The following is an 11198-nucleotide window of genomic DNA, read 5'->3' as shown; positions in this document are numbered from 1 at the left end:
ATTAAAAACCATACTTAACCACCTTTGGTTGTATAAGGACAGACAGATCCCTTATTAGCGAGCAGTTCCTGAACTACGTTCACCATTTAAAAGACTTACAGTGCACGGGTAAGGAGATGAGCGCACAAAAAAGCGCGAGAGTAAAGTTATTTGAGCCAAAGGACAGAGCCCAAATGGATCACTAAACGGAAGAAATTAACAGCGATCAAAAATGAAAAGGATTTTAGCAACAACGCTGCTGGCTGCACTCTGGTGCGGCTGCAGCCAGGCGCCCAAGGACAGCGTCGAAAAAGCAGACAGCACTAACCTGACCAAAGATTCGGCCGACAAGAAACACCCGGCATCTTTCGGTCAGGAGATCAGCGGCGATGATGCGACCTTCGCGGTAAAAGCTGCGGCTGGTGGCCTGGCTGAAGTAGAATTGGGCAAACTGGCTCAGGCGAAGGCCGCCAGCCCGGAGGTCAGGGATTTCGCTGCCATGATGGTCCGCGACCACAGCGCCGCCAATGCCGAGCTGACAGCGCTGGCCAAAAGCAAACATATCGTGTTGCCGGAAAAGCTGACCGATGAGGCCACTAAATTGAAAGCTGAGCTGGGCGAAAAGAACGGCAGCGAATTTGATAAAGCCTATACGGACGCCATGATCGATGACCATGCGCAGGACACGAGCGAGTTTGTGCGGGGAATTAAGGTGGTCAAATATCCCGAAATGTCCGCATTCGCCAAAAAAACACTGCCCGTATTAAAGATGCATCTCGCTGCCGCTGAAAAAATAAAAGCCAAACTCAAATGAGATGAAAAGAACTGTTCACCCCGGACGCTGGCCGCTTTTGCCCTGGCCGCACTCTTGCTGGTTTCCTGCGACGAAAGCCGCAATAAAGCAACGCTGGGGGGCACCCGCGATACGACCAGCGTTAACAAAGCGGGCGGGCCGCCGATCAGCGACACTGCCGCCATTTCCCGCAACCGCCGGGACAGTGCCGGCCGCAAAAATAACCTCGCCAATGGCAATGCCGATCCCTCGGGGCGGATTTAAATCAATAGTGATGGAGGGTATCATGCAGCTCAAGGCCAGCATGTCACCTGCCCGGAGGGAGCGTGCGATGTGATCGGAACGATCAGAGATAAAGTGGTGATCGAACTGCAAAACGGAGCTTCCTGCTTATCCCCGTTGCCCAAATTACCGTGCAGGAGAGTGCTGAACCAGCCGGGTTTCCGCTTAAGTGCGCTAACCGTAAACCGGCGCGGCAGCAGACGGGTGCTTATTATTAATCAGCGCGACCCCGCGAAGGTTTCCGCTGCAACCGCCTGATGAGCGCGGGGGCCCGCAATCCTCAGCTGCTGATAGAGATCGATTACCTTTCTATGCAGCTGCATCACTTCGGCCTCGCGCTCGGCGATACGTTCGCGTACGGCCTGGATGGCATTCGCCTGCACCGGTCTTTCGGCCTGTTCGTCCAGCGACAGCAAGTCCACGACCGATAAGCCAAATGCCGGCAAGCTGCGCCAGGCGCGAAAGGTTCATATCGGTGACACCGCTTTCAATCTTGGAATAAGCCGGAACCGAAATAGCCAGTTTACGGGCCACGTCTTCCTGGTTCCAGCCCTGCCGGTGAGGAAGCAACCTTATTTTTCTACCCAATGTTTCCACCTCTAGTCAGGATTAGCATACGAGCTTGCAAACTTACGACAAATAAGAATTCGATAAAAACTGAGTATTTATCGAAAAGCGAATCGGCGAGTGCACCTGCCGTCCACCGTACAATTTGATCCTGGACTGAAAAACAGCTCGCAGATACCAGTTTCGCATGCAATCAATGTAGGGTTTTATATCCAATGCCTAAAATGCACATTCTCTGATATTTATTTATCCAAGCCCGAATAGCAGTTAATTCATGAAATACCGAAAAATGACGAAGTTGGACGGTTATTTGCACTATCAGCTGAAATCCCTGATGATGACAAGAAGAATATTGGTTATAGATGATGATGAGGACATCCTGGAAATATTAAATATTATATTCCAGGAGAATGGGTACGATATTGTAATGTCCAACACCGGCGAAGCTGCTGAACATATCCGCGTTATTCAACCGGACCTCATCCTGCTGGATGTACGGATCGTCGGTTCGGCTAAAAACGGCCCGGAGATATGTAGAGAAATTAAATCGCAGCTGGAAACGCGCCATCTTCCGGTAATGCTCGTATCTGCCGAATCAGATCTGTCCATTATCGCAAAAGAATGCGGTGCAGATGCCTATATTAGAAAACCTTTTGATATTTTTGATCTGCTGGCAAAGGTGGAGGAATGCCTCGCCTAGCTTGTCTGCATGAGGCCTATGACAAATGAACCAGGAAAACCGTCCCCTAGACAAATACAGTTAGGGTCAGAAAAATTAAAAACTTTTTTCATTGATCATCTTAACCGCATCTACAGCGCTAAAGCCCATCTGGTGACCAGGTTGCCGCAATTGAACGACGAAGCTTACTTCAAGGACCTGCAACTGGCTATCCGCGAAACCGTTGAAGACGTGGAAAAGCAAATGGCCCGGATGGACGTCATTTATGAATTGCTGGATGCCACCCATACGGATGGCAACATCAAGGGCCTCACCGGCCTGGTCGACGACGCGTTTGAAGCCATAGCGGCACAGGCAGACGAAGCCGAACTTCGCGATATGTCGATCATATTTTATCTGCAAAACATTGAGAGTATGGAAATGGCCTCCTTCCAGATCTTGCAGATGGCCGCCGTTAAGTTGCAAAATAAACAGGTCAAACAACTGCTCCAGGAAAATTACGATGAGGCTAAAGCTGACCGCACCTTATTGTTGCTGATCGCCGCCAAATACATCACCAAATAACCGCCCGGCTTTTCAGCACAACGTAATTTTAGACGACTGCCTGTAAACATTATCACGCCAAAGCGGTTTAATAGATCTGATAAGTTTTTCAATAATTGCGTGACCTACCTATGTCGGATGAAAAAAAAAACACGGCTGACCACATCGTGAGCAAGGATGTCGAGTTGCTCAAAAAAGCGCTGGACGCTTCCATTTCAGGTATTATCATTACCGATAACAACCAGCCGGATAATCCTATCATATATTGTAATGCTGCGTTCGAGCAGATCACCGGCTACAGCCGCGCCGAGATCATCGGGCACAACTGCCGGTTCCTGCAAAAAGACGACCGCAACCAGCCAGCACGCGCGCAACTGCGCCAGGATATCGCCGCGGGCAATAACTCCGTGATCGAGATCAGGAATTACCGAAAAGACGGTACCCTGTTCTGGAATGAACTAAATGTATCGCCGATCAAGAACAGCAGCGGAGCGGTCGATTATTTCATCGGTGTTCAGAATGATGTAACCCGCCGAAAAAACGCGGAGGAGGAACTCAAGTCAAACCAGTCGAAACTGGAGCAGCGGGTAGCCGAGCGGACCCAAAGCCTCCGGGAAAACGAGGAATACCTCGCCAGTATCGTTCAGACCGTGCGCGAAAGCCTGATCGTGCTTTCGCCGGATTACAAGGTCATATTTGTCAATGATCATTTCAAGCGCACCTTTAAAGTTTCCCGCGAAGAAACCGAGGGCCGCAGCTTATTCGACCTGGGCAATGGCCAGTGGGATATTGCCGAACTCCGCCGCTTGCTCGAACAGATCCTGCCGACCAATAACCCGGTTATCGATTTCGAGGTCAGCCATGATTTCCCGCATATCGGTAAAAAACTCATGCTGCTCAATGCGCACCGGATCGAACTGGAAGGCCAGTATAAGGACCGGATTTTATTGGCAATTGAAGACATCACCGAGCGTCGCGCGATAGAACAGCGCAAGGACGACTTCCTGTCCATCGCCAGTCACGAGTTGAAGACCCCGTTGACCACCGTCAAAGGGCACGTCCAGATCATCAACCGCCTGACCGCGCAAAGCGGGGACGAGAAATTAAAGAACGCGGTCAGTAAAACTTCCTTGTATGTGGAACGGCTCAATAACCTGATCAGCGAACTCCTGGACGTTTCCCGTATCCAGTCCGGCAGCATCGAACTGCACAAGCAGCCCTTTGATTTTGACCAGATGGTCAAAGAAGCCGCGGACAGCATCCGCCAGGCGACAAACTCGCACGAAATTACCATCAGCGGCGCAACTGATAGCCAGTTCAACGGCGATGAATCGCACATTTCGCAGGTCATCACTAATTTGCTGAGCAATGCCGTTAAATATTCCCCGGAAGCGCAGCAGGTGAAGTTACATTTATCAACGGTCGGCGACTATCTTAAAGTTGCTGTTACCGACCAGGGTGTCGGAATTTCCCGCGATGAGCACCAGAAAGTATTTGAGCGCTTTTACCGCGTCAAGAACATACAGCAGCGTTTCCCGGGCATGGGCATCGGGCTTTACGTCTGCGCAGAGATCATCAAAAATCATGGCGGTACGCTTTGGGTAGAAAGTGAACCGGGCAAGGGCGCCACGTTTAGTTTCACCCTGCCACTCGACCAAGCGGAAGGAGCAGCCGATGTCCGCTAAAATCCTGATCTGCGACGATGACGAAGGTATCCTGGATCTCGTTGACATTGTGCTGGCCGAAGAAGGCTTCCAAACCATACCCGAAGTGAACAGCCTGAATGTAGCCGGGGTCATTGACCGCGAACACCCTGATTTGATCTTGCTTGATCTGTGGATGCCGGTACTCTCAGGTGACCAGGTGCTTAAATCCCTGCGGGACAATCCCGCGACCAAAGCCCTGCCGGTCATCGTCATATCGGCCAGTACCGACGGCAAAGCCATTGCCATGAATGCCGGTGCCACCGATTTTATGGCCAAGCCATTTGACCTGGATGAGCTGGTCGGCAAGGTCAGACAACATTTAAGCCAGCAATAAATTATTTAAGCAAAAGCCCTTAAACAACAAAGCCACGGCAGACTGTCGTGGCTTTGTTGCGGGAATACCCTTTTTAGATTTGTGAATCCTGGTCGCCCTCGCTGTTGTCCAGCTCATCATCCTGCAGGTCGTTGCCGCTGCGGTCCGACTCCTGGTCGCGGTAACTTTGGTCGCCTGTTGACTGTTGTTCCTGCTGGCTGCCGCGGTTATTCTCCTGCTGGTCCTGGCTGCTGTTCCAGTCCTGATTTGAGGAACCCTGGCTGCCGCCCATGCCCGAATTGCTTTGTTGTTCCTGACCGGCACTGCGGTTACTGTCCTGCTGGCCCTGGCTGCTGTTCCAGTCCTGATTCGAGGAACCCTGGCTGCCGCCCATGCCCGAATTGCTTTGTTGCTCCTGACCACCACTGCGGTTATTATCCTGCTGGCCCTGGCTGCTGTTCCAGTCCTGATTCGAGGAACCCTGGCTGCCGCCTATGCCCGAATTGCTTTGTTGCTCCTGATCGCCACTGCGGTTTTGTTGATTGTTTTGATCTGCTGAACCACTGCTTTGGTTCTGATCGTTTTGATTGAACGATCCTCCTGTGTTGTTTTCCATAATTGTAGAATTTAGAATTATTTGGTATAGAGATAACAGGTGCCGCGAAACCTTTGTTTCTTAAAAATTAAATTATTTTCCAACCAGTGAGCGCAGCAGGCGCGCGTCAGGGATAGCCGCCACTGCCGCGTCGTTATTAAAATAACACCAAACCTCCCGCACCCCTCGTTCGCTACTGATCGCGTCAGCCACAGCCGAAAGTGCAGCCCGGCTATAGGCTGAACGGTATAGGTCCGGTACCCCGTGGAAACGGTAATAGACCACCGGCCCGGTCACCACCGGTTCCACCGGCAGTTCCGGGTGGCTCATCCCGCAAAAAGTCACCTCCTTTTCGCGCAGGGCAGCAAACACCTCTTCGCGCCACCAGCCCGGGTGGCGGAACTCCAGTACGTTGGTAAAGCCTGGATCCAACTGATCGAGCACTCTCGCCAGCCGCTCCGGATCATAACGGAAACGTGGTGAGAATTGGAACAGCACCGGTCCCAGGCGGTCCGCCAAGCCTTCACGGACCGTGCCATAAAAGTCGGCCAGCATCCCGGCGGTGCCATGAAACTGTTTGAAGTGCGTGATCGCCTTAGGGGCCTTGACCGAAAACCGGAAACCTTCCGGCGCCTGCTCATACCAGGTACGCAATACCGGCATCCGCGGGAACCGGTAAAATGTAACATTCAGTTCCAGCGTTTCGAACTGATTGGCGTAGAAGCCGAACCATTTCGTTTGCGCCAGCCCCTCCGGGTAGAAAGCGCCCTTCCAGTGCTTATAGTGAAAGCCCGAACATCCGATATGCCATTCCATCATTCCGTAAATAAATTTATCACTTGTCAATCTTTGGTATCACTATTGCATAACCTTAACCAACATTTACTAAAACATTCAGTTATGAGATCATTATTGTATATCATCGCAGTTATCCTGATCATAGGTTGGGCTATCGGCACCTTCGCTTATTCAGCTACCGGCCTGATCCACGTTTTACTGGTGATCGCCATTATTTCACTGGTATTAGGCTTCCTGCGCCGCGACACGACTGTCGTGTAAACAGTGCAGACATTTTAAAAAAAGGTCGGCCCTATAAGCCGGCCTTTTTCTTATACGTAGGCTTCGGTGATCTGACGGAACAAGACCTTATCTTCCCTGGCTTCATCATAACATTCGACCAGCAACTGGACCACCGCTTTATCCGGGAAATGATCAGCCACGCGGAGCAGCGTTTTAAACGAGGATGTTTCAATACTCTCGATATTATACATGTAGAACAATATCGAAAGGTCACGTAAGGCCGCGCTGTCGCCCGGCGCACCGATGGACTGAAAGGCTTCATCCAGGATGCCCGCCAGCCCCACGCAACTCTCCGGCTGATAAAAAGTGTCCAGCCGGATATATATCTCCTGCATCCTTTTGATTTGCATCCTGACTATATCGATGGTTTCGCCGATGGCCTGCTGCAGGTCCAGGTAATGCGAACGTTTGCCCAACTGCGGCAATTTGTCCACCAGCTGGTTTTTGGCGCAATAAATACGGTTCAGGTGACTGATAAAGAAGACCCGGAGCTCCTCCGTGCTTAGTAAATGCGATGGTTGGCGGCTTTGATTTTCCATATAGTTATGATTATAGCCCGGCTTAATTAGGGTGTCCGCCCGGCGTTTTTTTTCGTTGAAGCTGATAACCAATTCCTGCAAACAGGGCGAACACCACATGCGCCGGAACTAGTTGTAAATAATATTTGTCGAAATTAAGTTTAGGCGGCAGCGGGTGCATTTTAAAGGTCGATTTCCAGATGGCAACGGCAACGAGACCGCTGATGCCACCGAGCCACAGATTGGTTTTCCAGTCAGGCCTTAATTTACCGCTGCGCCAAAGTTCCACATACACTACAGCAAAAAGCAGGCCCACACTATAATGCCCCAGCCAGCCCAGCGCCTGGCTTTGTTCCTCATCGAGTTTCGGCAGCAACCGCCCCGCCAGCTGGCCCAGCCGTTCCGGCTCACTGAAGTTTTCACCGTCCGCCAGCGAAACCAGGTAGCTGAAAAGCGTCATAAAGGTGGTACCGGTAATACCCGGGATCAATATTTCCTTAGCTTTCATCGGCATCCATTTTTAATAAGTCTTTTGTAGCCGGACCTGTCAGCACTTTACCGGCAATATCATAACGCGCACCGTGACAAGGGCAGTCCCAGCTTTTCTCCGAAGCGTTCCAGTTGACGATACAAGCTGCATGTGTACAGATCGGGCTCAAAGCATGGATCTTTCCGGCTTCATCGCGGTAAGCGGCGATCTTTTCACCGTCCACATCGACCACTTTGCCCGTTCCCGGCTGCAAACGTTTCAACGAATCGCTGTCCTTGATCCCAAACCTGTCGGCCACAAAATGATAGGCCACATCCGCGTTCTCTTTGACAAACTCCGTAAAGCTGTCTACCGGTTTGACCCGGGCCGGGCTGAACAGTTGTTCATATTTACTTTCCCTGCCCGTCACCAGATCGCTCAGTATTTTACCGGCGATACTACCCAGCATCATCCCGTTACCATTATAACCCGTCGCACAATAAATGCCGTTAGCCGCCAGCGGCATCTGCCCGATATAAGGCAGCCCGTCAACCGGTACATAGTATTGCGAAGACCAACGGTATTTTACCGACGAAACGCTATAGTACTTTCTGACATACTTTTCCAGATCGGCAAAAGCCTTTTCCGGATCTTCATGCCCCGTTTTGTGGTCCAGCCCGCCTACCAATAACAGTTCCTGACCGTCGATCACATGCGTGCGCACATAGTGATAGGGTTCCTGGCTGTCATAAATTAAGGCCTCGGGATATTTCCCGCTTTTGATTTTGACCGCCATCACATAGCTGCGGTAGGGTGCGCATTCAAAATTGAACACATTGATATTCGGCGGCAGATGTGTCGCATAGATCACCGCTCTGGCGCTTACCGGACCGTGATTGGTGTCCGCAATATGGATGCCTGAAGCCGTGTTTACCCCGCTCACCAGGGTGTTTTCTAAGACCACGCCGCCCAAAGACAAGAAAGCCTTTTCCAATCCCAGCAAATATTTCAGCGGCTGGAACTGCGCTTGCCCCGGCCATAACAAAGCTTTTTTATAGTCCACCGGTGTCGGTACCTCACTTACGTATTCGACCGCAACACCTGCTTTGATCGCCCCTTCGTAAATATCATTCAACTGTTTGGCCTCTTTATCCGTTTCGGCATACAGATAACCGGCCTTCGTTTCGTAATCACAATCAATCTTAAATTCGTCGATGTATGTCTTGATCAGCCCGGCACCCTCCGTTACCGCATTGGCAAACAATTCCGGCTGATCAACTTCCGCATAAGTCGTATCTGCAAAAGTATTGATATGCGCGCTCGTGCCGCCCGTCGTACCAAAACCCACCGTATGCGCTTCCGCCAGGACGACCCTTTTACCGGCTTTAGCCAAACCGATCGCCGCCGTAAAACCGGTCATCCCGCCGCCGACGACCAGTGCGTCATAAACCGTTCCTGCCGCCACCGTCGCCGGCGTGCTGATACTATTTAAATTGATTTGCCAGGGGCTCTGTTGCGCGCCGTCACGGGCGATACCTGGTTCATATTGTGTTGCCATACTATAAATACAAAGACAACGGCCGTCATGTTTGAAACTATCTTTCATATTAATAAACAAAAAAATTTCTTTCAAGTTAAATAAAGACATCAAAACTTAAAAAACTACTTATGAAAGCAGCAGTATTTCACAAACCCGGCGACATCCGTTACGATACCGTCGAAGACCCGCGCCTGGAACAGGACTCGGACGTTATTTTAAAGGTCACTTCTACTGCGATCTGCGGATCTGACCTGCACATCCTCAGCGGCGGCGTACCACAACCGAAACCCATGGTGATGGGCCATGAATTCATGGGCATCGTCGAAGAAGTCGGCAAGGGCGTCAAGAACCTGAAGAAAGGGGACCGTGTGGTCGTACCCTTCCCCATCTCCTGCGGCCATTGTTTCTTCTGCCAGCACGATGCCTCGCCCGCCTGCGAAAATTCCAACTACAAACATTATGGCCCGAACGGCGATATGGCCGATCAGAAAGGCGCGGCCCTGTTCGGCTATACCGACCTGTATGGCGGCTATTCCGGCGGCCAGGCCGAATATGTGCGCGTACCGTATGCGGATATCAGCCCTCGTGTCGTGCCCGATAACATGACCGATGAACAGGTCTTGTTCCTGACCGATATTTTCCCTACCGGCTGGTCGGCTATTGATTGGGCACAATTAAAGGGTGGTGAAGTGGTGGCCATTTTTGGTTCCGGACCTGTCGGCCTGATGGCGCAGAAAGCCGCCTGGCTGAATGGTGCCAGCCGGGTGATCGCCATTGACCCGCTGAACTACCGCCTGGAAAAGGCCAAAGCCGTTAACAAAGTAGAAACGCTTAACCCCCATGAAGTAGACGTGGTAGAAGCCATCCGCGCAATGACCGGCGGCCGTGGCGCTGATGTTTGCGTGGACGCTGTCGGATTTGAACCCGAGCGTAATATTTTGGACAAAGCCAAAGCCATGTTCAATTTCGAGGTTGGCAGCATGAAAGTGCTCGATATGTGTTTTAAAGCCGTCCGCCGCATGGGTACCGTGTCCATTATGGGCGTTTATGGATCACCTTACGACAACTTCCCGCTGCACCGCGTTTTTGATAAAGGTATTACCCTGAAAATGGGCCAGGCACCGGTGTTGAATTATATTGACCACCTCATCGAACTGGTGAAAACCGAAAAAGTGGTGCTGGATGATATCATATCGCACACTTTACCGCTGAGCGAAGTGACCCGCGGTTACGAGATCTTTGACAAAAAAGAAGAGGACTGCGTGAAAGTAGTACTGAAACCCTGGGAACAACAAAAACCGACCAAAAACGAAGACGAACCGATCAAAATCGAAAACTAATGGAAAATCAAAAAACCGCTTTGATCACCGGTGCCACCAGTGGCATCGGCTATGAACTGGCAAAACTATTTGCCGGCGATAAATATAACCTGATCATCGTTTCGAGGAATCAGGAAGAACTGGACATAAAGGCACAGGAATTCAAGATGAACTATGGTGTTACCGTAACTACCATTGCCAAAGACCTGTCGGATATGGAACAGGCTAAAGCGCTTTGTAGCGAGATCACTACACCTATAGACGTTTTGGTGAACGATGCCGGCCAGGGGGTTTACGGATTATTCACCGAAAACGAACTGGAACGTGAGTTGGGCATTGTTCACCTGAATATCTGCGCAACCGTCATCCTCACCAAATACTTCTTAAAAGAAATGGTCGCCCGTGGCGATGGTAAAGTATTAAATCTTGGTTCTGTCGCCGGCAAACTGCCCGGCCCCTGGCAGGCGGTTTACCATGCGACCAAAGCTTTCGTATTGTCCTTTACCACTGCGATACGCGAAGAGATCAAAGACAGCGGCGTAACGCTGACCGCGCTGATGCCCGGTGCTACCGATACCGATTTCTTTAACAAAGCCGGTATGCTGGACAGCAAGATCGTGCAGAATAAGGAAGCCTTATCTGATCCGGCTGACGTGGCGAAAGACGGTTATGAAGCTTTGATGGCCGGCACCGGCCGCGTGATATCGGGATTCAAAAACAAATTAGAGGTAAATATGAGCAACTTAATGCCGGATAGCAACGTCGCTCATACGATGTATGAACAGCAAAAACCGGTAGAACAAAACTCGTAACGT

The 11198-nt window shown here is 50.9% G+C and carries 15 protein-coding genes; 9 read left to right on the top strand and 6 right to left on the bottom strand.

What is annotated here, in order from left to right; genetic code table 11:
- Positions 1–211: 211 nt before the first annotated feature.
- Together QWZ17_RS21485 and QWZ17_RS21480 are read left to right on the top strand one after the other, a co-directional pair.
- Positions 212–793, top strand: a complete 582-nt coding sequence (locus tag QWZ17_RS21485) for a DUF4142 domain-containing protein (RefSeq protein WP_290307372.1) — start codon at positions 212–214, stop codon at positions 791–793.
- A 54-nt stretch (positions 794–847) separates the two neighbouring features.
- Positions 848–1036, top strand: a complete 189-nt coding sequence (locus QWZ17_RS21480) for a hypothetical protein (RefSeq protein WP_290307371.1) — start codon at positions 848–850, stop codon at positions 1034–1036.
- Positions 1037–1272: 236 nt separating this feature from the next.
- Here the strand turns inward: QWZ17_RS21480 and QWZ17_RS21475 are convergent, their stop codons facing one another.
- Positions 1273–1500 carry a hypothetical protein gene (locus QWZ17_RS21475; RefSeq protein WP_290307555.1) on the bottom strand — a complete coding sequence of 76 codons (228 nt, stop codon included), beginning with the start codon at positions 1498–1500 and terminating at the stop codon, positions 1273–1275.
- 395 nt (positions 1501–1895) lie between these two features.
- On the opposite strand from QWZ17_RS21475, the gene QWZ17_RS21470 reads away from it, so the two are divergent.
- The 4 genes from QWZ17_RS21470 (at position 1896) to QWZ17_RS21455 (ending at position 4883) form a co-directional block, all read left to right on the top strand.
- Complete coding sequence (locus QWZ17_RS21470; protein ID WP_290307370.1) at positions 1896–2321, top strand: response regulator; 426 nt, start codon at positions 1896–1898, stop codon at positions 2319–2321.
- Between the two features lie 18 nt (positions 2322–2339).
- On the top strand, positions 2340–2864 hold the full coding sequence (locus QWZ17_RS21465; protein WP_290307369.1) for a DUF892 family protein: 525 nt from the start codon (positions 2340–2342) through the stop codon (positions 2862–2864).
- Positions 2865–2974: 110 nt separating this feature from the next.
- Positions 2975–4528: a PAS domain-containing protein gene (locus QWZ17_RS21460; protein WP_290307368.1), complete on the top strand. Its 1554-nt coding sequence runs from the start codon at positions 2975–2977 to the stop codon at positions 4526–4528.
- Positions 4518–4883: a response regulator transcription factor gene (locus QWZ17_RS21455; RefSeq protein WP_290307367.1), complete on the top strand. Its 366-nt coding sequence runs from the start codon at positions 4518–4520 to the stop codon at positions 4881–4883. The genes QWZ17_RS21460 and QWZ17_RS21455 overlap by 11 nt, the downstream gene beginning before the upstream one ends.
- A 73-nt stretch (positions 4884–4956) precedes the next feature.
- On the opposite strand, the gene QWZ17_RS21450 is transcribed toward QWZ17_RS21455, so the two are convergent.
- On the bottom strand, positions 4957–5478 hold the full coding sequence (locus QWZ17_RS21450; RefSeq protein WP_290307366.1) for a hypothetical protein: 522 nt from the start codon (positions 5476–5478) through the stop codon (positions 4957–4959).
- 72 nt (positions 5479–5550) lie between these two features.
- Complete coding sequence (locus tag QWZ17_RS21445; RefSeq protein ID WP_290307365.1) at positions 5551–6303, bottom strand: DUF72 domain-containing protein; 753 nt, start codon at positions 6301–6303, stop codon at positions 5551–5553.
- 54 nt (positions 6304–6357) lie between these two features.
- Between QWZ17_RS21445 and QWZ17_RS21440 the strand changes: the two genes are divergently transcribed.
- The gene (locus QWZ17_RS21440) at positions 6358–6516 is read left to right on the top strand and encodes a lmo0937 family membrane protein (RefSeq protein ID WP_290307364.1); all 159 of its coding nucleotides are present in this window, start codon (positions 6358–6360) and stop codon (positions 6514–6516) included.
- Positions 6517–6566: 50 nt separating this feature from the next.
- Here QWZ17_RS21440 and QWZ17_RS21435 read toward each other — a convergent pair whose 3' ends face one another.
- Genes QWZ17_RS21435 through QWZ17_RS21425 form a run of 3 tightly spaced genes read right to left on the bottom strand, consistent with a single transcriptional unit; the run spans position 6567 to position 9172 of the window.
- A complete protein-coding gene (locus QWZ17_RS21435; RefSeq protein ID WP_290307363.1) occupies positions 6567–7076 on the bottom strand; it encodes a DUF892 family protein in 510 nt (169 codons plus the stop codon).
- Positions 7077–7098: 22 nt separating this feature from the next.
- Complete coding sequence (locus tag QWZ17_RS21430) at positions 7099–7563, bottom strand: hypothetical protein (protein WP_290307362.1); 465 nt, start codon at positions 7561–7563, stop codon at positions 7099–7101.
- Positions 7553–9172 (bottom strand): FAD-dependent oxidoreductase, encoded by a 1620-nt coding sequence (locus QWZ17_RS21425; RefSeq protein WP_290307361.1) that lies wholly within the window; start codon positions 9170–9172, stop codon positions 7553–7555. The genes QWZ17_RS21430 and QWZ17_RS21425 overlap by 11 nt, the downstream gene beginning before the upstream one ends.
- A gap of 20 nt (positions 9173–9192) precedes the next feature.
- On the opposite strand from QWZ17_RS21425, the gene QWZ17_RS21420 reads away from it, so the two are divergent.
- Together QWZ17_RS21420 and QWZ17_RS21415 are read left to right on the top strand one after the other, a co-directional pair.
- Entirely contained in the window at positions 9193–10404 is a 1212-nt protein-coding gene (locus QWZ17_RS21420; protein WP_290307360.1) for a zinc-dependent alcohol dehydrogenase, read from the top strand.
- Positions 10404–11195 (top strand): SDR family NAD(P)-dependent oxidoreductase, encoded by a 792-nt coding sequence (locus tag QWZ17_RS21415; RefSeq protein ID WP_290307359.1) that lies wholly within the window; start codon positions 10404–10406, stop codon positions 11193–11195. Before QWZ17_RS21420 ends, QWZ17_RS21415 begins: the two co-directional genes overlap by 1 nt.
- Positions 11196–11198: the final 3 nt, after the last annotated feature.

The organism is Mucilaginibacter flavus (assembly GCF_030409315.1).
Lineage (GTDB): Bacteria > Bacteroidota > Bacteroidia > Sphingobacteriales > Sphingobacteriaceae > Mucilaginibacter > Mucilaginibacter flavus.
The sequence above is the reverse complement of the archived record's forward strand: the minus strand, read 5'-3'. Positions and strand labels throughout refer to the sequence as shown.